The organism is Paenibacillus sp. JJ1683 (assembly GCF_053006485.1).
The window spans coordinates 3,248,803-3,274,345 of sequence record NZ_CM129820.1 but is presented as its reverse complement, the minus strand read 5'-3'; the positions used below and the strand labels follow the sequence as shown (position 1 = coordinate 3,274,345).

The 25,543-nt window shown below is 46.6% G+C and carries 20 protein-coding genes; 19 read left to right on the top strand and 1 reads right to left on the bottom strand.

The genetic code is table 11. From position 1 onward, the window contains the following. Window positions 1–37 precede the first annotated feature (37 nt). The 19 genes from ACUC6J_RS13945 to ACUC6J_RS13855 all read left to right on the top strand — a co-directional run bounded on the left by ACUC6J_RS13945 (window position 38) and on the right by ACUC6J_RS13855 (window position 24,697). Entirely contained in the window at window positions 38–688 is a 651-nt protein-coding gene (locus ACUC6J_RS13945; protein WP_290409598.1) for a GerMN domain-containing protein, read from the top strand. A 213-nt stretch (window positions 689–901) separates the two neighbouring features. Next, a complete protein-coding gene (nth, locus tag ACUC6J_RS13940) occupies window positions 902–1,576 on the top strand; it encodes an endonuclease III (protein ID WP_025365090.1) in 675 nt (224 codons plus the stop codon). A 67-nt stretch (window positions 1,577–1,643) separates the two neighbouring features. Further along, the gene (locus ACUC6J_RS13935; protein ID WP_013310628.1) at window positions 1,644–1,916 is read left to right on the top strand and encodes a hypothetical protein; all 273 of its coding nucleotides are present in this window, start codon (window positions 1,644–1,646) and stop codon (window positions 1,914–1,916) included. Between the two features lie 177 nt (window positions 1,917–2,093). Continuing rightward, window positions 2,094–2,639: a glutathione peroxidase gene (locus ACUC6J_RS13930; RefSeq protein WP_019687820.1), complete on the top strand. Its 546-nt coding sequence runs from the start codon at window positions 2,094–2,096 to the stop codon at window positions 2,637–2,639. Window positions 2,640–2,823: 184 nt separating this feature from the next. Then, window positions 2,824–6,489 carry a dynamin family protein gene (locus tag ACUC6J_RS13925; protein WP_447248998.1) on the top strand — a complete coding sequence of 1,222 codons (3,666 nt, stop codon included), beginning with the start codon at window positions 2,824–2,826 and terminating at the stop codon, window positions 6,487–6,489. A gap of 256 nt (window positions 6,490–6,745) precedes the next feature. Beyond that, window positions 6,746–8,521, top strand: a complete 1,776-nt coding sequence (locus ACUC6J_RS13920) for an ABC transporter ATP-binding protein (RefSeq protein WP_017427588.1) — start codon at window positions 6,746–6,748, stop codon at window positions 8,519–8,521. Beyond that, a complete protein-coding gene (locus tag ACUC6J_RS13915; protein ID WP_447248997.1) occupies window positions 8,518–10,356 on the top strand; it encodes an ABC transporter ATP-binding protein in 1,839 nt (612 codons plus the stop codon). Before ACUC6J_RS13920 ends, ACUC6J_RS13915 begins: the two co-directional genes overlap by 4 nt. Window positions 10,357–10,485: 129 nt before the next feature. Continuing rightward, the gene (purT, locus tag ACUC6J_RS13910) at window positions 10,486–11,670 is read left to right on the top strand and encodes a formate-dependent phosphoribosylglycinamide formyltransferase (RefSeq protein ID WP_016822131.1); all 1,185 of its coding nucleotides are present in this window, start codon (window positions 10,486–10,488) and stop codon (window positions 11,668–11,670) included. Further along, window positions 11,663–12,124 (top strand): GNAT family N-acetyltransferase, encoded by a 462-nt coding sequence (locus ACUC6J_RS13905; protein ID WP_016822130.1) that lies wholly within the window; start codon window positions 11,663–11,665, stop codon window positions 12,122–12,124. Before purT ends, ACUC6J_RS13905 begins: the two co-directional genes overlap by 8 nt. A 205-nt stretch (window positions 12,125–12,329) precedes the next feature. Further along, entirely contained in the window at window positions 12,330–13,067 is a 738-nt protein-coding gene (locus tag ACUC6J_RS13900) for a CAP domain-containing protein (protein ID WP_016822129.1), read from the top strand. A gap of 226 nt (window positions 13,068–13,293) precedes the next feature. Then, window positions 13,294–13,974 carry a TIGR00266 family protein gene (locus ACUC6J_RS13895; RefSeq protein WP_016822128.1) on the top strand — a complete coding sequence of 227 codons (681 nt, stop codon included), beginning with the start codon at window positions 13,294–13,296 and terminating at the stop codon, window positions 13,972–13,974. A gap of 176 nt (window positions 13,975–14,150) precedes the next feature. Beyond that, complete coding sequence (locus tag ACUC6J_RS13890; RefSeq protein WP_126666203.1) at window positions 14,151–15,098, top strand: GDSL-type esterase/lipase family protein; 948 nt, start codon at window positions 14,151–14,153, stop codon at window positions 15,096–15,098. Beyond that, complete coding sequence (locus ACUC6J_RS13885; protein ID WP_016822126.1) at window positions 15,098–16,174, top strand: ABC transporter ATP-binding protein; 1,077 nt, start codon at window positions 15,098–15,100, stop codon at window positions 16,172–16,174. The genes ACUC6J_RS13890 and ACUC6J_RS13885 overlap by 1 nt, the downstream gene beginning before the upstream one ends. Then, window positions 16,167–17,156, top strand: a complete 990-nt coding sequence (locus tag ACUC6J_RS13880) for an ABC transporter permease (RefSeq protein ID WP_016822125.1) — start codon at window positions 16,167–16,169, stop codon at window positions 17,154–17,156. The genes ACUC6J_RS13885 and ACUC6J_RS13880 overlap by 8 nt, the downstream gene beginning before the upstream one ends. Window positions 17,157–17,254: 98 nt before the next feature. After that, window positions 17,255–19,234: a DNA topoisomerase IV subunit B gene (gene parE / locus ACUC6J_RS13875; protein ID WP_017427592.1), complete on the top strand. Its 1,980-nt coding sequence runs from the start codon at window positions 17,255–17,257 to the stop codon at window positions 19,232–19,234. A gap of 22 nt (window positions 19,235–19,256) precedes the next feature. Then, window positions 19,257–21,719 carry a DNA gyrase subunit A gene (gene gyrA / locus ACUC6J_RS13870; RefSeq protein ID WP_017427593.1) on the top strand — a complete coding sequence of 821 codons (2,463 nt, stop codon included), beginning with the start codon at window positions 19,257–19,259 and terminating at the stop codon, window positions 21,717–21,719. 275 nt (window positions 21,720–21,994) lie between these two features. After that, window positions 21,995–22,465, top strand: a complete 471-nt coding sequence (locus tag ACUC6J_RS13865; RefSeq protein ID WP_016822123.1) for a MarR family winged helix-turn-helix transcriptional regulator — start codon at window positions 21,995–21,997, stop codon at window positions 22,463–22,465. Between the two features lie 260 nt (window positions 22,466–22,725). Next, the gene (locus tag ACUC6J_RS13860) at window positions 22,726–23,211 is read left to right on the top strand and encodes a MarR family winged helix-turn-helix transcriptional regulator (protein ID WP_025365084.1); all 486 of its coding nucleotides are present in this window, start codon (window positions 22,726–22,728) and stop codon (window positions 23,209–23,211) included. Then, window positions 23,195–24,697, top strand: a complete 1,503-nt coding sequence (locus tag ACUC6J_RS13855) for a DHA2 family efflux MFS transporter permease subunit (protein ID WP_447250297.1) — start codon at window positions 23,195–23,197, stop codon at window positions 24,695–24,697. Before ACUC6J_RS13860 ends, ACUC6J_RS13855 begins: the two co-directional genes overlap by 17 nt. 94 nt (window positions 24,698–24,791) lie before the next feature. Here ACUC6J_RS13855 and ACUC6J_RS13850 read toward each other — a convergent pair whose 3' ends face one another. Further along, window positions 24,792–25,538, bottom strand: a complete 747-nt coding sequence (locus ACUC6J_RS13850) for an RluA family pseudouridine synthase (protein WP_257125959.1) — start codon at window positions 25,536–25,538, stop codon at window positions 24,792–24,794. Window positions 25,539–25,543: the final 5 nt, after the last annotated feature.

Sequence of the window (25,543 nt, the reverse complement as noted above, 5' to 3'; positions counted from 1 at the left end):
TCGCTTGCCAACGTCAAGTAAGGAGGGGGACAGACATATGAACAAAAAAATCGTAATTGCAGGTCTGCTGGCACTGTTTGCCATTGCAGGTGCAGGGTGTGCCTCTAAGCAAACATCGGCTCCTGCGACTCCATCTCAGGAAACACAAACTTCAGCTGCACAAAATAGTACACCCGAACAGACGACCCCTGATCCATCAGCTCAGTCTGCTGAAAATAATGGAGCGAGTCAAACACCTGCATCTCCGTCGACGGAGCCTACAAAGACCAAGACAGACACGGAAAAGTCAGGAGATCGTCAAACACAGCAGATCACGGTGTACTACACGGATACACAAGAGAACGGCTTAAAAGAACAGAAAAAGGAAATTACCTATCCAAGCGAGCTGGAAAAATTCCAAAAATCGTTTGAAGCTCTACAAAAGAGCGGTGATTCTGCTCTGGTTCCGTTGTGGTCCGAGAAAATTACCGTGCATAAGATCAAATTGGATAACGGTGCATTGACCTTTGATATTTCCCTGCCGGATGAGGCTCGATTGGGAGCTGGCGGTGAGGAATTGGCTATCGATGCCTTGAAGCAAACGATGTTCCAATTCAAGGAAGTCAAAACGCTGGATTTGCTTGTAGATGGTCAATCTCTAGAGTCCTTAATGGGACATGTAGATTTGGAGCATCCTATGAGTCGCTAATCGATCAGACTGTATGAAAATTTCTTGGGAATTTACACACTTTTCACGTGCAATCTGTGACAGATAATGATAATATAGGAGTGTATTTCTCGCCTATGCAGGCAGTCATGCACAAATAGTATTCGTTTCTTTCCGGATGATTATTTAGAGTGACCGTCTTGATGCGGGCTATCCCGTATCAAGACGTTTTTTTTGCTAGGAGGTAGGATTTCCGTGAATGCAGCAACCGCACGTCATATATTGGACACCATCGGTACGATGTTTCCGGATGCCCATTGTGAGCTGAACCATGACAATGCTTTTGAATTAACGATTGCCGTGTTATTGTCTGCTCAATGCTCCGATCAGATGGTCAATAAAGTAACGGCAGACCTGTTTCAAAAATACAAGTCACCTGAGGATTATTTGGCAGTTCCTCTTGAGGAACTGGAGCAGGATATTCGTAGAATCGGCTTGTACCGAAACAAGGCCAAGCATATTCATAACCTCTGCCGGATTTTAATAGACCAGTACGGGGGAGAGATACCTTCGGAGCATGATCAGCTGGTCAAGCTACCTGGTGTTGGCCGCAAGACGGCTAATGTCGTAGTATCTACTGCCTTTGATGTACCAGCTATTGCGGTAGATACGCATGTAGAGCGCGTTTCCAAACGGCTCGGCTTTGCAGGGTGGGATGATTCAGTGCTTGAGGTGGAAAAAAAGCTGATGAAAAGGGTACCTAGGGATGAATGGTCTGTGACCCATCACCGACTCATTTTTTTCGGACGCTACCATTGCAAAGCTCAAAACCCTCAATGTCAGGTATGTCCATTGCTTGATGTGTGCAGGGAAGGCAAGAAACGTATGAAAACGTCTCTTATCAGAAAAGATAAGAAACGTAGAGCTTAAAGACCCGAATGACCTATAAAGGTAATAGAGGGTTTAACCATTTATGTGTAGAAAAGGATGAAGAGTAATGAAGTGCATTTCGGTATATACAGACAATTTTGAGGCGTTCTCCGATATTTTTGAGCAAATTGTAACAACAGAGTTTGCTGAAAACGAAGAGCGCGAGCTAGAGGGAATCACAGTTAGTCATTCTGGTGATGTACCCGAGCATTACTTGGAGCGTATGTCACAAAAGCCAGAAGTGGTTGTAATGAAGGATAAATCCCGTGGGATTACGATTTTACAGCATGGTCAAGTATTTGAAATTTTGCTGCCAGTGCTTGAGACTGCAGCTAATTAAGTGCAATTTGCGGACGACATGCGTTGCATGTTCCGGTGTAGGCGGCTCGGCTGGTCTAACCAGCCTGTAGGCGCATATTAACACAAACCTTGAAGAACGTCATAAAACGCTGGATATGGACGATTTCACATGTTTAAATATGAAATCTTCAATTACATTTTCAGAGGAGTTTCTTAAATGAGCATTTATGATTATTCAGCCATTGCGATGAACGGTAAGGAGATTGTCCTTAGTGATTATAAAGATAAAGTAGTGTTGATTGTAAATACGGCCAGCCAGTGCGGATTTACATTTCAATATCAGGATTTGCAGCGTCTATATGATCAATTTAAGGATAGAGGCTTGGTGATTCTCGGTTTTCCATGCAATCAATTTGCCGATCAAGAGCCGGATTCCAATGAAAGTGTGCAAACATTTTGTACTCTGAATTATGGTGTCGCGTTCCCTATGTTTCAAAAGGTGAATGTACGTGATGAGCAGGCTCACCCGTTGTTTACATATCTTGCTTCGTCGTTGCCCTTTGAGGGCTTTGATGAAACGCATTCGGTTGCCAAAATACTTATTCCTTTAATTCATGAGCGTCATCCTGAGTACTTACCAGGAGATTCGATCAAATGGAATTTCACGAAATTCCTGATTGATCGGAACGGGAAAGTGATCAAACGATTTGAAGCAACGACTGACCCTCTGGATATGGAAGAATATATTGAAGCATTACTGTAATGATCTGTTTTGGATATTATTAATAAACTTATGGTTTCCATTTACAAGAACAGCGTTCCCGAAAGCCAGGTACAGGCAGGGAGCGCTTTTTTAGTTTTTTTAATGTGATGATTCTCACAGTGGCTTAGGAATGCTACAATATAGCTATTTGGTGCAGATAAGACAAGGAGTGAAACCGTAGCTTATGATGCAAACGATTACAGGAGATGCGGAAAAGTGGTTGAGTACGATAGAACAAATACAGGATACCTTGCGTAAAGCGGGGGATGAAACGGGAGCGAAGGCAGTAGGGGATTTGCTGGAAAAAGCGCATGCACAAGAGCTGACCATTGCCTTTTGCGGACACTTTTCAGCAGGTAAATCGAGCTTGATTAACAGCCTGTGCGGTAAAACCGTGCTGCCATCTGGACCGGTACCTACGAGTGCTAATGTAGTGTCCATCCGTCATGGACGTTCGAGAGCGCTTATTCATCCAGCCCGATCGGCAGAAAACCCGAAGCCGGAAATCGTGGAAGCTTCCCTATCTGAGCTTGCTGAGTATTGTAAAAATGGTGGGGCCTATGAATCCGTTGAAGTATGGGAGGATATCCCGATATTATCTGGCGGAGGAGTGCTGCTGGATACCCCCGGCGTAGATTCCACAGACCACGGACACGCGATGGCGACGCATTCAGCTTTACATTGGGCTGATATTGTTTTTTATGTGATGGACTACAATCATGTCCAATCTGAAAATAATTTGTCCTTTGCCAAAAGTTTGTCGGATTGGGGCAAGCCGTTATATTTGATCATCAATCAAATCGATAAGCATCGAGAGCGGGAGCTATCATTTTCACGTTATCGTAATGAGGTGGAAAGCAGCTTTCATGCCTGGCAGGTACATTACACGGACATCCTGTTTACTTCCTTGAAGGAGCAAAATCACCCCTGGAACCAGTGGGAACAGTTGACGTGCTTAATTCCGAAACTGCTGGAGCGCAAAGCTGAGCTTTTGGCTTATAGTTTAGTGTCCTCTATGCACCATTTGGTAGATCAGCATGTGGAGACAGTGCAGGCTGCTGAAGAAGAGGAACTGAACGTACTGCTCAAAGAAGCAGGTGGAGAAGAAGCCATTTTGCGCCTGGACATAGAGCAGAAAACCTTGCAGCAAGAAGATGAACACTGGATGATGCTTCCAGAACAGGAGCATAAACGGCTGCGTCAAGAGCTGGATCATCTATTAGAACACGCTCACCTCACGCCTGCGGAGCTACGTGAAGCGGCTGGCGAATATTTAGAGAGCCGTAAGCCGGGCTTTAAAACAGGGTTATGGTTTGCCGGAGGCAAGACAGAGCGAGAAAAGGAGCGCCGTTTGGATCGGCTGGCAGAGATGCTGGCTGATCAGGTGGAGGGACAGCTGCTGCCTCATGTGCGTGAGTTACTGAGGTCATGGGGAGAAGGTCAAGGTTTGTGGACCGCTGCGATGGAGCAGGAGCTGGATGACATCCGCCCTGTAATGGATCGGCAACTGGTAGAGCAGACAGTAAAGGAAAATGCTTTGTCTCCTGAGTACACGTTGAACTATTGCAAGGACCTACGCGCTGCGGTGACCGCTGATTGCCGCCATAAGGCGTTGGCGCTGGTAGACCGCCTGCTGGCCCAGCTTGCGGCTCGGGTCAACTCCCACCGCGAGGCTCTCGCGGATGCGCGCACAGCGTTGCTGGCGCAGGCGGACGCGGCGAGCCGCTACAGCACTCGCGTGCAAGCCTCAGCTTCGCACGCCGACCTGCTGCGTAGCTTGCTGCCGCAGGCTTCCGCGCCTGGCGGGTTGCCCCGGGTGGGCACGCCTGCTCCTGCGGCTGAGACCGCCGCTGCCCCGATAGATACGGCATCAACAGGTGCCGTGCGTCCAGACATTGCTGGCTCGCGCAACGGATCGGTGCAGTCACAAGCAAGTACGACGACAGCGCGGTCTGCCGCCGGGGGCCGCCTTACGCGACTGGATGCAGCAGCGACACGATTGAAGGCCGCCGCTGCATTAATAAGCCCGTACCCTGCCATGCAGGCGGCTGTTCGGGATTTGCATGTGCGTGCCGCCGCACTGGAGGACGGGCGCTTTACATTGGCGCTATTCGGAGCGTTCAGCGCCGGGAAGTCCAGCTTTGCCAACGCTTTGTTGGGCGAAGCGGTGTTGCCCGTATCGCCGCATCCGACGACAGCAGCGATTAACCGCATTATGGCGCCTACAAGTCATGAGCGCCATGCCACGGCTGACGTCCACATGAAATCAGTGGACGCATTACGGGAAGATCTTAAATACTCTTTTCGGTTATTAGGATTGGGAGAGCCAGCGTCCGTGGGCTGGCAAGAAGCCGTAAATGCGTTATCACCGGAAGGCATTCATCCTGCGGGAAGGCCTCATTACAGCTTTTTGAAGGCTGCTGCGGCTGGATGGAAAGAAGCTGAAAGCTTGCTAGGGCAACAGCTTCAGGTGAATTTAGAACAGTATCGGGATTTTGTCGCATCCGAGCGTAAATCATGCTTCGTAGAGCATATCGACCTTTACTATGATTGCGCTTTGACTCGTCAGGGCATCGTGCTAGTAGATACGCCAGGTGCCGACTCTGTGAATGCGCGGCACACGGGCGTGACCTTCAATTATATGAAGCATGCAGACGCCCTTGTATTTGTGACATATTATAATCATGCGTTTACACAAGGGGACCGACAGTTCTTAAATCAATTGGGCCGAGTCAAAGAGACATTGGCGCTGGATCAGACATTTTTTATTGTCAACGCATCTGATTTGGCTTCTTCTGAAGAAGAATTACATTCTGTGACTCAGCATGTACAGGAACAACTTCAAGCGAACGGAATCCGCAAGCCGCGTATTTATCCGCTTTCCAGCATGCTGGCGTTGGAAGCAGCCGAGCGGGGAGAGGTTTCGCTGCGTTCAGTTTCACGGTTTGATGCGTTTGAAGATGATTTTTCGGCATTTGCAGCCGAAGAGCTGGCAGGTTTGTCCATTGCAGCTGCTATGCAGGAGCTGGGACGGCTGCGGAACCGAATAGAACAACATGCTGCTGATGCTCGGTACAGCGCTGAAGAGCGAGAGATCCGAATAGAGCAATTAAATCGAATCCGTAGGGAGCTGGAGGAGGTGCTCCTTGGTTCGACTGGTAGCAATGGTGGATCTGTGTTGTCGGACGAAACCGATGAACTGCTGTATCATGTACGTCAAAGGTTAGCCTACCGAACGGGTGAATTTATGGCAGAAGCGTTTCATCCATCTGTTCTGCGTGAAGGAGTAGGTGATCTTCGTTCGGCTTTTGCATCTTGTGGTCGTGAACTGCTGCGATTGATCGAACTGGAGCTGTCTCAGGAATTGCTAGCAACCACACTCAGACTGGAAAAAACCGGGCAAGCTTTAGTGCGTAAGGCTATACAACAGTGCGTAGATCACATGAACCATCAGCTGAATGGATTAGATTGTACAGTTCCTGAATTCAGAGAATGGGCTGTTCCCGAGCTGATGGGTATTTCCTTGCAGGAGTCCATTCAGTGGAAGGATTATTGGAATAGCTTTAAAAATCCAAAGCTATTTTTCGAAGGGACGGGTCGTGCGAATTTACAAACTAGACTGGAGCCCATATTACGCCAGCTAATCGGGGAAGCTGTGGATCAGCAGCGAGAACGATTGTCTTCTTTTTACATTGCTATGATGCAAGAGGAACAAACGTGGCAGAAAGCACAGCTACGAGAGCAAGTGCTGGAGACTACTCGTGGCATGGAGCATGCACTTAAGGGCGGTGAGGAGCCACAAGTTTGGGAAGAGCTTGCTGGTCAGCTCGCGAATTTAGAGTCCATATAAATATGTTCACGATTGCTTTAAGGTCAGGACACCGGGTTGCGGGACAATCCGGTGTTTTAAGCATACTTCAAAAAGAAAGGAAAACTGAGGAAATAGCCATATTCAATGATAAGAAAGCGATTTAATTTGTCTAATCACCTACCAATTGGGAACCTGCCTGAAAACGGCCCATTATCCTCTTTGCCGCCTTGGAACACGGATGGTAAACTTCACTAAGCCATATAACAACGTCGTGCAACTAATGGAGGGACTTGACATGGAAGTGCTCAGGCAACTGCAAGTTTTTTTTCGAGAGAGGAGACATTATCTATTTCTTTCCATTCTATGCCTTGCGATAGCGACGGCCTTGGGACTGGTGTATCCGAACCTGCTCCAACGGCTCATTGATAACGCTATCATTCCCGGCGACTTCGAGAAAGTTCCGGTTCTGGCTCTGACTGTACTGGGAGTCGTGATCATCAAAGGGTTTATGCAATTTTTACATGGTTTTTTTGGTGGACGGCTAGGTAACTACTTGGCGTATCGACTTCGCAATGCCTGTTACGAAAAGCTGCAATTTCTATCCTTCAGATATTATGACACTGCCAAAACGGGGGATCTTATGTCCCGTCTGACTGGTGATTTGGAGGCGATCCGCAACTTTATCGGGTTTGGCTTTGCGCAACTCCTCAATGTGCTACTGATGGTCGTATTCGGCTCTATCATGATGCTGTATATTAATTGGCAGCTCACCCTCTTTACGATGATCAGCATGCCATTGCTACTCTTCGTCACATTCAAATTTGAATCACGGATTCATCCCACCTTTCAGGAAATGCGAATTGCTCTCAGCGCCCTGACAACAGCGGTACAAGAAAATATTACAGGTGTGCGAACCGTTAAATCTTTTGCTCGCGAATCCTATGAAGTTGAAAAATTCTCCGTACGTAATGAGCAGTACAAGAGCAACCAGATTCAGGCTGCTTCCTTATGGAGTCGATTTTTCCCCGCGATGGAACTGATTGCCTCGGTCAGTGTGGTTCTTCTCCTGGGGATGGGTGGATATCTGGTTATACAGAAGTCAATGACCTTGGGGCAACTCGTCGCCTTCTTTAGCTTAATTTGGTATATTATCGGTCCCATCTGGAGCATTGGCTTTCATATCAATAACTATACGCAGTCCAAAGCTTCCGGTGAAAGGGTTTTGGAGTTGCTAAACCAGTCTGTAGATGTAACTGATGAAGCTAATGCACTTACACTCAACGCCGATCAGGTGAAGGGACATGTGACGTTTGAACATGTTACCTTTGCTTACGGAAATAAGCTACCTGCTGTTGTTGACATCAATCTGGATGCGCCACCGGGATCGGTCATTGGGATTTTAGGAGGAACAGGGTCCGGGAAGTCGACCATAATTCAACTACTCATGCGAGCCTACAATGTGAATGCAGGCAGCATCAAGCTGGATGGGACGGATATACGTCATTTGAAAATTCGTGATTTACGTGCTCAAATTTCTTCCGTGTTTCAGGAGACGTTTCTGTTCTCGTCCTCCATACGCAATAATATTGCATATGGATTAAGTCATGTCAGTATGGATGACATCATACGCGTTTCCAAGCTGGCTCAGGCGCATGAATTCATCACTGAATTACCGCTTGGCTACGACACTGTCGTCGGTGAACGTGGATTGGGACTGTCCGGAGGGCAGAAACAACGGATTGCCATCGCACGCGCACTACTCAAAAATCCAAAAATTCTGGTTCTGGATGATGCTACCAGTGCGGTCGACATGGAGACGGAGCATGAAATTCAGTCCGGTTTTCAAGAGGTTATGCGTGGACGCACAACGTTTATTATAGCTCACCGAATCTCCTCGCTTCGTCATGCCAATGAAATTGTGGTGCTTGAGGAAGGACGAATCGTCCAACGTGGAACACATGAACAGCTCATTGCTACTCCAGGTCCATACCAAGATGTGTATCATATTCAATACGCCGATTACATAGCGGAGGCTCCAGACGGTGTATCCGAAGGGCAGGTGAGACCATGAATATTCCAGTAGAAAAAGCCAAACCGTTAAAGAAGCCGACCAATGAGCGCTTTGTCTATCAAGATGATGAGGTTATTGATAAACCGTTTAACTGGGCGGAATTCAAACGTTTGCTAGCATACATGAAACCTTATGCCCGTCAGATTCTACCGATTCTTCTGGTCATGATGATTCTAGGCACGATTACTAAGCTGACGGTTCCATATTTGATCAGTCTGGCTATTGACAAGGCCATTGCTCCTGCATCGCCTGCACTACCTAGCGTAAAGTTATTGTTGCTCATCACGGGTGCCGTGCTCTTGTTATATTTAATCCAATGGGCAGCCAGCACGTACCGTATTAAATTCACCAATATTATTGGTCAGCGGGTTATTTACGATTTGCGTGAAGATTTGTTCAAGCATATTCAGAAGCTTTCCTTCAACTTTTTTGATAAAAGACCAGCAGGTTCTGTATTAGTACGTGTAACGAATGACATTAACTCGCTACAGGATTTATTTACGAATGGTGCAGTGAACGTCCTGATTGACTGCGTACAGCTTTTCGGAATTATTGTCATTTTGCTGCTTATTAACTGGAAGCTCGGTTTGGCAGTGATTGTGACTGTTCCGATCATGTTTTTCATTTCGACCAAGCTGCGAGTACGCATCCGTCGCGCCTGGCAAGAAGTACGCATGAAGAACTCGCGTATCAATTCTCATTTGAATGAATCTATTCAGGGAATTCGTGTGACACAAGCGTATACGCAGGAGCAGGAAAACATGGCTTATTTCGACGATATGAACAGCTCCAGTAAAAAATCGTGGGATAAGGCTTCTGCCATGAATCAGGTCTTTGGCCCACTTATTGATATTACCGGAGGATTAGGTACGCTTGTGCTGTTCTGGTTTGGAGCGCATTTAATTCAGACAGATCAGCTGACGGTGGGTTTGCTGGTTGCATTTGCCAACTATGTAGGGAACTTTTGGGAGCCGATTAATCGGCTAGGTCAAATGTATAATCAGCTACTGGTTGCGATGGCTTCGTCAGAAAGAATTTTTGAATTCATGGATGAACAGCCGAATATTGCAAACAAACCAGGAGCAAAAGCCTTGCCGCCTATTCGGGGTGATATTCAATTTGATAAAGTCATTTTTGAATATGAAAAGGGACGTCAGGCGCTTAAAGGTATTAATCTTTCTGTCAAGGCAGGTCAATCTATAGCGCTTGTAGGTCATACTGGATCAGGTAAAAGTACAATTATTAATTTGCTCAGCCGTTTTTATGACATTACGTCAGGGCGACTTACTATTGACGGTTATGATGTGCGAGATGTCACAGTGGAGAGCTTGCGCAGCCAGATTAGCATCGTGCTTCAGGATACATTTATTTTTTCGGGAACGATACGTGATAATATCCGATTTGGCCGTTTGGATGCAACGGATGAGGAGATTGAAGCGGCTGCGAAGGCGGTCAATGCTCATGAATTTATTGTTCATTTGCCAGATGGCTATGAAACAGAGGTAGAGGAGCGTGGGGGGATGCTGTCCATGGGTCAGCGCCAGCTCTTATCCTTTGCCCGTGCCTTACTGGCTAATCCGCGAATTCTTATTCTGGATGAGGCCACAGCCAGCATTGATACAGAAACGGAGTTGAAAATTCAGGAGGCCCTTCAGGTTCTATTGGAAGGCAGAACTTCTTTTATGGTCGCTCACCGTTTGTCCACCATCCGGAATGCTGATCATATCGTTGTACTGGACCATGGGGAGATCCAAGAAAGTGGTAATCATGAACAATTGATGAAAAAACATGGAATATATCGGGGGCTGGTGGAAGCACAGTTCAGATTTTTGTAAAAAAAAGATCAAAAAATCGCGTTTTTTGTAAATTAAAATGCCGAGCACTATTGCATTCTTGGAGCTAAACCCTGAAAATAAAGATGAAAAGAGATCAGAGCAATATCGTCAGAGGGGGAAGAGTTCAAGATGTGGGGTGCTCCTTTTTCTGCCAAGGCTAAGAAGATGCTACTGCTGGGTAGCGGCGAATTGGGAAAAGAAGTCATTATTGAAGCTCAGCGGCTTGGCGTGGAATGTATTGCTGTAGATCGCTATGAGCTGGCTCCAGCAATGCAGGTGGCCCATCGCTCTCACTGTCTGGATATGCAGGATGCTGAGGCGTTGAAGGCACTAATTCGCAAGGAACAGCCCGACATAATTGTACCTGAAATCGAAGCTATTGCTACGGGTGCTTTGGAAGAATTAGAGCAAGAGGGATTTCACGTAGTACCAACGGCACGGGCCGCTCGTCTTACGATGGACCGTGAGGGTATCCGCAGGTTGGCTGCCGAGAAATTACAGCTTCCGACTGCTGCCTACCGTTTTGCAGATGATTTTGAGCAGTTACGGTCGGCGGTTCAAGAGCTGGGCACGCCATGCGTGGTCAAACCCTTAATGAGTTCGTCGGGTAAAGGGCAGTCTGTATGCCGGACACTCGAAGACGCAGAATCCTGCTGGAATACGGCGCTGGAAGGCGCACGTGCCAAAACGACACGTGTCATTGTTGAAGCTTTTGTCCCGTTTGAGAGCGAAATCACCTTATTGACCGTCAGATCGGAATCAGGCACGACTTTTTGCCCACCGATTGGCCACATTCAAAAAGATGGGGATTATGTCGAATCCTGGCAGCCTCATGGCATGACGGACAAGCAGCTTTCGGAGGCGCAGGACATTGCCCGTACGATTACGGATGAACTGGGTGGTTACGGATTATTTGGCGTAGAGCTGTTTTTAACGGCTGATAGCGTCATATTCAGTGAAGTATCCCCGCGTCCGCATGATACAGGTATGGTGACCATGATTACGCAGGATTTGTCTGAATTTGCGCTTCATGTACGGGCAATTCTTGGATTCCCGGTGCCATCCGTCACGCTGCTTACACCAGGAGCTTCAGCTACCTTAAAGGCAGAAGTGGCTACGCGCGATTTCGCAATAAGCGGTCTGCATGATGCACTATTGCTACCCCGGACACAGGTGCGAGTGTTCGGGAAGCCTGAAACCAAGCCGGGACGCCGGATGGCTGTAGCGCTTAGCGCTGCAGAAGATGTGGAAACAGCACGGAAGACAGCCAAAGAAGCTGCCAATATGCTGAAAGTGGAGGTAAATCATGTCTAACAGTGTGATGATTCCAGTACTGACAATTCGTTCCGTAGAGCTTGGCGATTGTGAAGCCGTAACTGGACTACTCAGAGAAGTCGGATACCCGATGACTTGTGGTGTTATGAAAGAAGTTATGGGAACAGCGCAGGAGGACAGTCAAGCGAATATGATGGTTGCAGAAATGGATGGTCGTGTAGTCGGAGTAATCGGCATGCATACGGCTCAAAGCCTGGCCTATCCTGATCCTGCTGTACAAATCACCATGCTGGTCGTGAGCGGGGAGTATCGCGGCGAAGGCATTGGCAAGCGGTTGGTTGCTTGTGGTGAGGAGTGGGGGCGTGCGCAAGGATGCTATCATTTATTCATTACTGGAGCGAATAACCGCATCAAACAAGTAGAGGCCCGTGCTTTCTACAACCGAATCGGCTTTGAGAAGCAAGGCTACCGTTTCAGCAAAAAGCTTAGATAATCAGCTTGCAACAAACAATCTAATACTTAAAGCCTCACTATTTTTAACTTCGTCCTGTTCGCCATTGCCGAGCAGGACTATTTTTTTTCCAACTTTTATACCATTGATGATGCTATAAAACATGATATACTGCTAGAGTAAAGATTACAAAGTTGTAACCTGAGACGTTCACACCAAGGCACTTATACAACAAGGAGATGACGAAATGAAGAATATGTTGAAAAAAACACTGGTGATGGGAAGCCTAAGCGCCATTTTATCCGCAGGATTCATCGTTCCGGCATCAGCTTCACCAGCTGACGATTTATCTGCTCAATTACAACAGTGGTTTCAAAATAACGGATACACAGTCAATATGTCCAACGGGACGACGACAATAACAAAGACGGTCATTAAGGATTATTCTGAAAAGGACAAGGCTAAAACAAAAACAGCAAATCCTTCTTCTGGCAAGCAAACGACGAATCAGGGTAACCAAAAGGCTTCAAAGTCTGTTAACAAGCAACAGACCCAAACACAAAACACCAACTCAGGTGCAGGTCAGTCTACAGATTCTAATGCACAACTCAGCAAGTCTCAATTTGCAGCTGAGGTTGTAAAGCTTGTAAACAATGAGCGCAGTCAAAAAGGTCTGAAGCCCCTCACATCTAATGCGAAGCTTACAGAAGTAGCCTTAGCGAAGGCGAAGGACATGAGCACGAACAATTACTTTTCCCATACATCTCCGACTTACGGTTCACCCTTTGATATGATGAAAAAATTCGGTGTAACTTATACGTATGCGGGTGAGAATATTGCAATGGGACAAAAAACACCACAAGAAGTGATGAAGGCCTGGATGAACAGCCAGGGACATCGTGAAAATATTTTGAAGGCAGAATATACACAAATCGGTGTGGCTTACTACAATGGATATTGGGTACAAGAGTTCACACGTAACTAAGTTGATAGAGAAAACGTTCTAAACGTCATTTCTGTTTATAAAAAGATAGTGACGTACGTAATTTAGAGACCCGCTGACAACGTTCAGCGGGTCTTTTTATGTCGCTCATGTCACTTCAGGCATAAACCATTGCTCTATACCAGAAAAGACATAAGGGACGTGCTTATAGTATGATGACAGTAAGCTGAATGGATAACAGACTACTTTTGGAAAGCTAGGTGAACAAATGAGCTACGAAATCGTGCATGAAGGTGCTTTTGCTATGCTTAAGGTGCAGTTGAACCCCGGAGAAACCATTAAAGCAGAAATGGGAGCGATGGTTTCCATGTCTTCCAGTGTAGATATAAAGGGGACGGTAGACGGTGGGCTGTTACGTGGTTTAGGCAGAATGCTGAGCGGAGAAAAATTCTTTTTTCAAGAGCTGAGAGCAGCCCGGGGACCCGCTGAAGTACTGCTAGCCCCTGCAAGCATAGGTGATGTACAAGCAGTGGAACTGGATGGCACGTACAGGCTGTTGGTCCAAAAGGACGGTTTTTTGGCCTGTACGGAAGGGATTGAGGTTAGTACCAAAATGCAAAACCTGATGAAAGGTTTATTCTCCGGTGAAGGTTTTTTTATTGTAGAAATCAGTGGCCGCGGCACAGTATTCCTATCCTCATATGGAGCCATTCACCCCATTTATATCGCGCCAGGAGAGGAGCGTATTATTGATAATGCTCATCTAGTGGCATGGCCGGATTATATGGATTATAGAATTGAAAAGGCATCTAAAGGCTGGTTGTCCAGCGTAACGAGTGGGGAAGCTCTTGTATGTCGTTTTCGCGGTGAAGGAACGGTACTGATTCAAAGCCGAAATCCGGGTAGTTTTGGACAATGGATTAGAAGTTTCATCCCTGATAGCAAATAGTTTATTTCGTCTGACTGCTGATGATAAGAAGAGATATTCGCACAAAAAGTATGACAGAAGGATGGGAGTTTTCCATCCTTTTTCAGTATGTTTATGGAAATTTATATAAGGGATACTAAACCTTGATTTTCGCTTGAACCAGAACGGTTTATTTGCAAAATGACAGGAGAAGCTTTATGTTTATTTCACCAAGCTATCAGGAGGGAACACGAGTGAATTCATCAAAATGGATTTGGCGGTCTGTCGGTTCCGTTTCCATTGCCGCCACACTGCTATTATTGTACGGATTTATTGCAGCAGTACGAAGTATCACGGCTCCAGAGCCATTGGTAAGTACTCAACCTGTACAATCCGGTTCATCGCAGACACAAACTGCACCATCGGCTACTGCTCAGACGGGAGAGTTGCGCGTAGCTGCCATTGGCGATTCGCTAGCCAAAGGAACGGGGGATGATTCCGGAAGTGGTTTTGTGCGCCGGTCGGTGACTTTGTTAAATAATCAGGAAGGACATAAAGCTCAGCTCATAAATAATCTGGGGATTAATGGACTGACGACTCAAGGACTATTAACCAAGCTGGATGAGCCTGGTGTGTCTTATGTACTGAAGAAGGCTAATGTGATTATAGTTTCGATTGGCGGTAATGATTTATTTCAGGGCGCGCAGGCGGCTCAAACCGGCAAAGAGCCACCTACACTCAGTGGTTTGCGCAAAGCTCTGCCTGATGCAGCCAAACGTTTGCAAAAGGTGCTGACAAAGGTAGGAAAAATCAATCCGAATGCAAAAATTGTCTATGTTGGATTGTATAATCCATTCAGTGATCTGCAGGAAATGAAAATTCCCGGTAATCTTGTGGTAACCGAATGGAATATGGCGGCCATGGCAATTACCAACCAAAACAGTAACATGACGCTGGTTCCAACTTTCGATTTATTCGAGCAAAATTTGCCCGTCTATTTATCATCCGATCATTTTCATCCCAACGGACAGGGCTATCAGGCCATCGCTGAACGTATCGCACAAGGGTTTGCTGTTACCGCGACGAAGGATACCGATCATGTAAATCCTAAACAACAGTCTACAAATAGCCAACCTGCAGAAGCGAAAAAGGGAGGGAACAAGTAATGAGCATCCAATCTGCTGACAAGACAGAGGCTGGCGTGACCCAAGATTCGACATCCACAGATGCAGTGTCCAGTCTTCACTCCTCCAATCAGGTTGGTAGCGCAGACAGAGACAGCAGCAATAATGAAATCGTGCTCTCTGTTCAGCATGTTAAGAAACGTATTAAACGCAAAATGATCATTCATGATGTAACATTCGACGTTCGCGCAGGTGAAATTTTCGGATTTCTCGGCCCCAATGGAGCTGGAAAAACGACGACTATTCGTATGCTGGTCGATTTAATTAAGCCTACTGAAGGGACAATAACCGTATGCGGTCATAATGTAAATCGTGACCCTGAGCAGGCTTTACGGCATGTTGGTTCTATTGTGGAAAATCCAGAGGTGTACAGCTACCTGACAGGATGGGAAAATTTAGAGCATTTTGCCCGGATGCAGCCTGGTGTAGATGAACAGCGCATTCGCGAGGTGGTTGAGTTGGTTCGGCTCGATCGTCGCATCCATGATAAGGTAAGTACATATTCACTGGGGATGCGTCAGCGTCTTGGTATAGCTCAAGCCTTGCTCGGCAGACCGAAGCTACTCATTTTGGATGAGCCGACGAACGGACTAGACCCCAAGGGAATCAAAGAGATGAGAGCTTTTATCCGTTTGTTAGCGGCCGAAGGCATGGCTGTATTTGTTTCCAGCCATTTGCTTAGCGAGATCCAGCTGCTATGTGATCGTGTGGCAATTATAAGTCGGGGCAAGGTGCTAGCTGTTGGTGGGGTACGGGAACTGGTTGAGACTCACTCGCACATGGCTGTCTGGCAGCTGGAGCCCCGCGATCAGGGCCTTGCCCTATTGCAAAATTCTCCGTATGTGCAAATCATTACGAACGCCGATGAATTAATTGATGACAGCATTGTTGCAGGTAGCGGAGTCGATGCTATTTTTACAGAAATGGACGAAGAGCATATTGCGGAGCTGGTCGCACACATGACAGCTTCCGGTATTTCCGTTAAAGGTGTAACCAAAATCAATCCTACACTGGAGCAACTATTCCTGAAAATGACGGAAGGTGAGATACTTGAATAATATTTTACCGCTCGTACAAAATGAAACCCTGAAAATTATCAAGAAGAAACGATTTTATGTCATTTTACTTGTTTTGCTTGTGCTTGTGCCGATTTTTACGTACGCTCAGATGAAAGTGGCAGAAAACAATCGCGAAAAATTCGGTAACGATTGGCGTCTGGAACTGCGTCAGGCCATTACTGATAACCAAAACTCGCTCGGCAGCGATAGGGTTCCCGAGGAATGGAAGACCTACCGCCGCGTCTTTGTGCAACAGATGCAATATTATCTGGAAAATGACGTGAATCCTAATGAGCCGAGTGGCGTCACTTTTACCAGAGAGTTTATGGATAATTCCATAAATCTGTTCGTTCCGTTGTTGATCATGGCCATTGCTTCGGACCTGGTTTCAGGAGAACGGACAACAGGCACGATAAAAATGTTGCTAACTCGGCCGGTCAGGCGGTGGAAAATACTGCTGAGCAAGCTGCTGACACTGTATATGTTCGTTTCGCTCATCATTTTGGCCGTATTTGTCATAAGTTATCTCATATCAGGCTTGTTTTTTGGTTTTCGTGGTTTTAATGTTCCGGTATTTACCGGCTTTCAAATTGTTGGATCGACGGTGGATTTGTCTGCTGTACATGCCATTCCACAATGGCATTACCTGATGCTGCAAGCCGGATTGATTTGGTTTGTCAGTCTTGTGGTTGCTTCATTAGCCTTTATGGTATCTGTTCTGGTACGTAGTACAGCAGCAAGTATTGTGGTCATGATGGCTGCGCTCATTTCGGGCACTATACTGACCAACATGGCTTCATCATGGCAAAGCGCCAAATATTTATTTATGGTTAACCTCGGATTAACCGATTATTTATCTGGAAGCCCTGCCCCGATTGAGGGAATGACCCTGCCATTTTCTTTAGTTGTACTGGGCATTTGGGGGGCTGCGGCGTTGATTGTTTCATTCGCCGTCTTTACGAAACGGGATATATTGAATTAAAATGGACAAGGTAAAAGAAAACATCTGTTTGCATTTTTGGTGAAAACCATCAAGAATAAGGCAAAACACGGTTATGATTAGACAAAGGGGGAGCATGAATGGTCGACAAAATCGACTTGTCTGCGGGAGCTTCCAGTACACAGAACGGAGCTTCAGAATATGGCGCGGACGACATTCAAGTGCTCGAAGGGCTTGTGGCAGTTCGCAAACGGCCGGGCATGTACATCGGGAGCACCAGTTCTTCGGGACTGCATCATTTGGTATGGGAAATTGTAGACAACGCGGTGGATGAACATCTCGCCAAGTTTTGCTCTCGCATTGATATCACAATGCATAAGGACGGTTCTGTAACAGTATCAGACAACGGGCGCGGTATTCCTACGGGAATGCACAAAATGGGAATCCCTACGCCTCAAGTTGTATTCACCATTTTGCACGCCGGAGGTAAGTTTGGCGGTTCGGGATATAAAAAGTCCGGGGGTCTGCATGGGGTAGGTGCGTCTGTAACGAACGCTCTTTCGGAATGGCTTGAAGTGGAAATCTACCGGGACGGCAAGATTCACCGTCAGCGGTTTGAATATTGGCAGGACAAGAAGGGCGTGGAGCATGTCGGTGAACCGACCACAGGCCTTGAAGTGCTGGGCAATACTAACAAGACGGGTTCGAAAATTACATTTAAACCGGATATTCGCGTTTTTCAGTCAGGAATTCATTTTAACTATGATACGCTGGCTGAGCGTCTTCAGGAAATTGCTTTTCTGAATTCCGGCCTTCGTATTCAGCTTAAAGACGAACGCAGCGGAAAGTCAGATGAATATTTTTATGAGGGTGGAGCAAGTCAGTTTGTTTCTTTTTTGAATGAGGGCAAGGATGTACTGCATGATGTCATTCATTTTAATGCCGAGAAAGAAGACATTGAAGTGGAGATTGCCATCCAATACAATGCCGGCTACACAGAGACGATTGCTTCGTTCGTTAACTCCATTCCGACACGTGGCGGGGGTACGCATGAAACAGGCTTCAAAACCGCTTACACTCGTATCATGAACGACTATGCACGTAAAACAGCGATGTTGAAGGAAAAGGATAAAAACCTGGAGGGCAACGATCTACGTGAAGGTATGATGGCTGTAATCAGTGTCAAGATGGCCGAGGTTGAATTTGTCGGTCAGACAAAAGATCAGCTGGGTAGTGCTTCGGCGCGGAGTACAGTGGATGCCATCGTGTCTGAACAAATGCAGCGCTTTTTGGAGGAAAATCCACAGATAGCGCAAACCTTGATCAGAAAGGCAGTTCAAGCATCCAAAGCGCGTGAAGCTGCACGTAAGGCTCGGGACGAAATGCGTTCTGGCAAGAAACGTAGTGAAAGTTCTAATTTGAATGGCAAACTGTCGCCTGCGCAGTCTAAAGATTTTACACGTAATGAGTTATTTATCGTGGAAGGCGATTCGGCTGGAGGATCGGCCAAACAGGGACGGGATTCCAAAATTCAGGCGATTTTGCCACTAAAGGGCAAGCCGATGAATCCGGAAAAATCAAAGTTGGCGGATATTATGAAAAATGATGAGTACCGTGCTATTACGGCAGCGATTGGCGCGGGGGTAGGAACAGAGTTCACGCTGGAAGACAGCAATTATTCCAAAATCATCATTATGACCGATGCAGATACGGATGGCGCGCACATTCAAGTACTGTTGTTGACGTTCTTTTATCGGTATATGAAAGAACTCATTGATGCAGGACGCATATTTATTGCTCAGCCGCCATTGTATAAAATAACCCGCAAGTCGGGTAAGCTCGAAACAGTTCGTTATGCCTGGACTGACGAGCAGCTTGATAATTACTTAAAAGAGTTTGGACGGAATTTCGAGCTTCAACGTTATAAAGGACTCGGGGAGATGAACCCTGATCAGTTATGGGAAACGACAATGAATCCCGAGTCACGCACCCTGTTGCGCGTTCAGATTGAGGATGCTGCCAAAGCTGAACGCCGTGTGTCCACATTGATGGGTGATAAGGTGGATCCGCGTAAGCGCTGGATCGTGGAAAACGTGGATTTCACGGAATACGTAGAGTAGTGCTATTAAATGAGGTGTAGACATGAGCTTATCGGAGCAATTTTTGCCAGCTTATCTGGAGGAAATGGTCGGTGACCGCTTTGGCCGATATTCCAAATATATAATTCAGGATCGGGCGATACCTGATGTACGGGATGGATTAAAGCCCGTACAACGCCGGATTCTGTACGCGATGTACGATTCGGGTAATACCCCGGAAAAAGCGTATCGCAAATCCGCCAAAACCGTTGGGGACGTTATGGGTAATTACCATCCTCACGGTGATTCATCTATTTACGATGGGATGGTACGGATGGCGCAGCCTTGGAAAATGAGCCACGTACTGGTGGATGGCCACGGCAACTGGGGTTCTCAGGACGACGATCCTGCGGCAGCTATGCGTTACACGGAGGCACGTTTGTCTCCGATTGCAATGGAAATGCTACGTGATATCGAAAAACGTACGGTTTTGTTCAAGGATAACTTTGATAACTCGGCAAAGGAACCCGTCGTGCTGCCCTCCCGTTATCCTAATCTGTTGGTAAACGGATCTAGCGGGATTTCAGCGGGGTTTGCAACGGAAATTCCAACTCATAGCTTGCGTGAGGTGATTGACGCCACCATCGCAGTGATGGAAAAGCCGCAGATCGAACTGGAAGAGATTATGACCTTTATAAAAGGCCCAGATTTTCCGACTGGCGGACTCATTATGGGTGGCGAAGGCATCAAGGATGCATACAGAACAGGCAAAGGACGCATTTATATCCGTTCCAAAACGGAAATTCAGTCTTTGCGTGGAGGCAAGCAGCAACTGGTTATTACAGAGATTCCATACCAGGTTGTTAAATCCAGGCTCGTAACCGCTATGGAGAACATCCGTCTGGAGAAAAAGGTAGAAGGGATTGCCGAAGTTCGTGACGAGAGTGGACGAAATGGCCTGCGTATTGTTGTCGAGCTGAAGAAGGAAGCGGATGCCGAAGGTATTTTGGCATATCTGCTGAAAAAAACCGATCTCCAAGTGGCTTATAACTTCAATATGGTAGCCATCGTAAACAAAGCGCCGCACCAGCTTGGACTAAAATCCATTTTAGAAGCGTATATTGCTCACCAGCGTGAAGTTGTCACAAATCGCATTAAGTTTGAGCTGGAAAAGGCGGAGGACCGCGCACATGTACTGGAAGGTTTGGTCAAGGCGCTGAACATTCTGGATGAAGTCATTGCGGCTATTAAAGCTTCCAAAAATCGTCAGGATGCACAAAATAATTTGCAATGGATGTTTGGCTTTAGTGAACGGCAGGCGGATTCCATTTTGACTCTGCAATTGTACCGTCTTACGAATCTTGAAATTACCACCCTTGAAAAAGAACTTGCTGACATTCAGAAGAAAATTACTCAATACCGTTCTATTCTGGAAAGTGACCGCAAGCTGATCAGTCTGATCCGCAAGGAGCTGCTGGAAATTCGTGAAAAGTACGGCATTGACCGTCGTTCGGAAATACAGGGTGAAGTAGAAGAGATTAAGGTAAATCTGGAGGTCATGGTTGCGGCAGAGGATGTATTGCTAACTCTCTCGAAAGATGGCTATGTGAAACGTACGAGTATGCTGTCGTTCACTCGTTCTGGCGGGGATCGTTCAAATTCCGGAGTTAAAGAAGGGGACTACATTACTCAGTTCCTTGACGTGAATACACTCGATGTGCTGCTCGTCTTCACCCAGCGTGGACAATACTTTTTGCTGCCTGTGCATCAGATACCGGAGTATAAGTGGAAAGAGCCGGGCACTCCAATCGTTAATGTCATTTCGCTATCGAAGGAAGATCGAATCGTAAGTGTTATTCCGATCAAAAATATAGAGGAAATCGGCAAAAGCCTGGTGTTTGTAACAAAGAAAGGGCAAGTCAAACGAACGGAACTTACAGAATATGCCACAAAGCGTTCCAGTGCTGTAGCAGCCTGCAAGGTGGCTGGCGACGATGAGATATTATCAGTAACATTAAGCGACAATAGCAAAGATATTATGTTGATTACCCGTGCGGGGATGAGCATACGCTTCAAGGAGCAAGAGGTTAATGCCATGGGCCGCGTTTCAGCGGGGGTCAAAGGTATACAACTGGCGGAAGGCGATGAAATTGTCGCAGCACTATGGGTAGAAGAAGACGAAGGAGAGGTGCTGGTACTAACCGAATCCGGTTATGGTAAGCGTACGCTTCTGCTGGATTATCCTTCTCAGGGAAGAGGCGGTAAAGGAATCAGCACCTTCGAATTCAAGGAAGGCAAGCGGGTGCGTTCGAACGGAACTCGAATTGTGGCTGCCTTCTACTGTCGTGAAGCTGTTCAATTATTTGTCATCACATCAGAAGGACAGACGATGTCCTTCCTTTCGGAAAAAGCTCCTTTAACCGATCGCAAGGATACAGGCAAACTGCTGGCTCCGGTGGAGAAGAAGGACGAAATTGTAAATGTGCTGCCGCGTAGTGAGCCTCAGAGTTCGCAGACAGTAGAATAATTGTAAAGTCAAGCGTTTTTTAGCTCGAAAAAGAGGGGTCCTCACGTGCCATTCCAGCACGAATGAGGACCTTTTTGCCGTCATGCTGTCGAACCTTGACCTGTCTCCAAATCCGAAGTGAGACTTCCTTCCCCTTTTCATTTGATGCTCCAAAAACGGCAGGAAACTGAGGGGAAATGGCGAAAATTTAATGTGATGAAATACAATCCGGACGGTGGCCCATATGGTAACTTTGATGCTTTTACTGACCCTGTTATTCAAAGGAGTGAGGCAAAATGCAAACGACCGAATTTGCAAAAATCTGGTCCAGAATGGCTAAGGATTACAAGGTTCATATGGAGCAGCAACTAGCTCCATCACTAACGGAGGCTCAACTCACGGTGCTGGAGGTTCTGAACGAATACGGACGCATGAAGCCGTCTCAACTAATCCCATATCTCGCCACCACACCTGCGGCAGTTACGATGCTATTGGACCGGATGGAGCGGAATCGACTGGTCACCCGGTTCAGAGACGTAAAGGACCGTAGAATTGTATGGATTGTTATTTCAGATCAAGGCAGAGAAGAAGTGGAGCGCGGATTGCAAATTCGCGACGATTTTCTGGGTTCTGCGCTTAACCGAATATCTCAGCACAATCAGAATTTGCTGGTTTATTTGTTGGGTAAAATTACAACGAAGACGAAAGCGGCTGTATCAGCCAGTGAAGATGAGGGAATAAAGGAACAAATAGAGCGAGCAGAATAGCTAATTAGTGGATACATGGAATGTAGCTGTACACAGCAGATTAGCTTTCTAAGAGAATAGAAATGCGCGGATAGATGCCGATCCTGGTATCATTTCCGCGCTTTTTTGTGTCGCAAGTATAGGTAGTGTTTGGGGGAATGTTGACATTTACATAAGAGATGATAAAATAATAGTTATAAATAAATAACAATTCGTATACAAATAGTTACTAGTTTATGTATATGGGTAATGAATATGTATGGGGAAGAAGGATGGTTCTAGTGAGCGACAGAGAGGAAGACAGACTAGAGGTGTATCGGATTATTCAATCGGTAAGGGAGGTTAACAAGACGATATTTTATGCTTTCTGGAACGAGGAGCAGCATTTGGATCTAACGGCCATTCAGCACATGGCTTTGGCCATTCTGAATAAACGCCCCAATATTGGGTTATCCGAGCTGGCAGAGATAGCTCATGTGGGAAGCAGCTCTATGAGCGGGGTGGTTGACCGCTTGACCAAGGCGGGATATATCGCTCGCGGACGGCATGAGCATGATCGCAGATCTTTAGTACTGACGCTTACGACAGAAGGAAAAGATATAATGCAAAAGGTAGACGCCATGTGGATGGAGCGCGTCTTGCCAATTCTGGATATCCCGGAGGAGCAGCTAGAGTTGCTCTTGGATGTTCATAAACAAATGATCATGAAATTAACACCGAAGGGAATGAATCAACTTGAGCAGTCCTCAAATGACACTACCAGGTAATGTCCGCAGAGCACCCATTGTGGCCGCTCTGTTGATTGGCGCAATTGTTGCAATTTTAAACCAGACATTGATAAGTGTGGCTTTACCGAAAATGATGAGTGATCTGAATGTAGATGCCAATATAGCTCAGTGGCTTAGCACAGGCTTTATGCTCGTGAATGGGGTATTGATCCCGGTGACCGCATTCCTGATTGCCCGTTTCTCTACTCGTAAATTGTTTATTAGTGCAATGACTATTTTTTCAATCGGCACGCTGTTATGTGCAATAGCGCCGAGTTTTAGTATATTGCTGATCGGTCGGCTTATTCAGGCTGCGGGTGCAGGGATTATGATGCCATTAATGATGGTCGTTATCTTGAACATCTACCCAATAGAGCGTCGTGGCCGTGCAATGGGAACGCTGGGACTTGCGATGGGGTTTGCTCCAGCCATTGGACCAACCTTATCTGGTTATATAGTCCAGCATTATGACTGGCGAGTATTGTTCTGGATCATCTTGCCGATTTCCGTGATTTCGATTGTGATCGGATTTATTTTTCTGAAAAATGTAACCGAGCAGTCCAAGCCTAAGCTGGACATTCTCAGTGTTATTTTGTCTACACTCGGTTTCGGTGGGCTGTTATACGGCTTTAGTGATGCTGGAACATCGGGTTGGGGGAGTATTCCAGTGCTGTCTACACTCATCGTCGGGACGATTGCGCTTATTTTATTTATTGTCCGACAACTGAAGGTAGATGAGCCTATGCTGGAGTTTCGTATCTTTAAATACGATGTGTACAGCTTGACGACAATCATTAATGTTATTGTGACGATGGCTCTGTACGCCGGTATGATATTGCTTCCAATTTATTTGCAAAATATTCGCGGATTTACACCGCTCCAGTCTGGTATGCTAATGTTACCAGGAGCGATTCTGATGGGGGTCATGTCTCCTGTGACGGGGGCTATTTTTGACCGAATTGGAGCGCGCTGGCTGTCTGTAATTGGGTTGTTGATCATGACTGTAACGACTTGGGAATTTACACGTTTAACCGAATCAACCACCTATATGACACTGTTAATCAATTATACGGTACGAATGTTCGGGATGTCATTGCTGATGATGCCGATCCAAACGGCCGGACTGAATCAGCTTCCACAACGATTAAATGCCCATGGTACGGCGATGGGCAATACGCTGCGTATGATTTCGGGCTCGATTGGGGCAGCAATTCTAGTGACGGTGATGTCTACTCAAACCAGCAATCGTTTGACCACGATGGTTGCATCCGAGGGACTGAACGTTACGGACAAAGCGGGAATGCTGGCTGCTAGCAATCAAGCTACGATCTACGGTATTAACTCGGCATTTATCATTGCAACACTATTGAGCGTGACAGCTTTGGTATTGGCGTTTTTTATCAAAAATACGAATGCACAAAACGCTCGTGCCCGTCAACAGCTGGTGAACAGCGAGAAGGGGAAGACCATGGCTTCCTCATCATAAGCATGGATACATTTTCATTTGATTTTTGTGCAAAAAGAGAACCCGCATTGCATGTTTGTTTACATGCAGTGCGGGTTCTTTGTGGTAAGTCTACTCAATTATCCGAAGTAATCATTTTATCATAAAGCGACAAGGGCCACTCACTCCAAGGAAATTGGACAGGAGGCAGTGAGTGGAAGCTCATTGCTTCCTTGCTGACCGGATGCGGTGCTCCAGCGAGCAAGGACCAGAGGGCCAGTTGTTGACCGGGGCGGCTCAGATTACCGCCATATTTTTGGTCCCCATAGAGGGGACAGCCGATTGCCTGCATCTGTACACGAATTTGGTGCGAGCGTCCGGTGTGCAGCTTAATTTTCACAAGACTGAGTCCAGCAGTTTGTCCGACAACCTGGTATTCCAAAATGGCTTCCTTGGCACCAGCCGTGCCGGGTCGAACCGTTTTGACCGTGTTGGTACGGCTGTCCTTAAGCAGGTAATGGGTTAGACGGCCTTGGAGAGCCTCAGGAACGCCATTCAGAACAGCTGTATACAGCTTGTGAAAATGACGGCTTCGAACCGATTCTGACAAACGAGAAGCTGCTTTGGACGTTTTAGCAAAAATCATGGCTCCACCTACAGGTCGATCCAGCCTGTGCACTAAACCCAAAAAGACGTTACCAGGCTTATTGTGTCTGATTTTCAGATCTTCCTTGAGTAAAGACAGCAGATCGGGATCGCCGCTGGCATCCTCCTGTGTCGGAACATTGACAGGCTTTACAACCGCCAGGACATGATTGTCCTCATACAGGACGGGAATATTCGGCTGTGCATGCTCTTGCCGAGTAAGTTCATCTTGATTCATAAGAG